Genomic DNA, 309 nt, shown 5'->3' with positions numbered 1-309 from the left:
GCACTCGAAGGTGGAAGCTCGAACCGTCCAGGCCCGGCAGAAGGCCCTCCGCAAAGCTGGAGACCGGGTCGTGTGGACGACCGACCTGCCGGCCGGCGACATCGGGTTCATGCACCTGGTGCCACACCTCGCCGTGCCTACCGTCAAGGACTACCGGTTCTACCTGCACGAGCCGGAGCTCGCCATTGCCTCCGGCACCACCGTGTTCGAACGCCAACGGTGCGGATGGCCAGACATCTGGAACGGCAGCTCACCCCGCTGCCCGGTGACACGCAAGATGATCCCCTGCGGGGGCTGGCACCTGTACCC

The 309-nt window shown here is 67.0% G+C and carries 1 protein-coding gene; it reads left to right on the top strand.

What is annotated here, in order from left to right; translation table 11 throughout:
• Positions 1–70: 70 nt before the first annotated feature.
• On the top strand, positions 71–309 hold a 239-nt coding region (locus ADL29_RS11800; RefSeq protein ID WP_157878464.1), incomplete at its 3' end, for a hypothetical protein.

The organism is Streptomyces chattanoogensis (genome assembly GCF_001294335.1).
Lineage (GTDB): Bacteria > Actinomycetota > Actinomycetes > Streptomycetales > Streptomycetaceae > Streptomyces > Streptomyces chattanoogensis.
The sequence above is the reverse complement of the archived record's forward strand: the minus strand, read 5'-3'. Positions and strand labels throughout refer to the sequence as shown.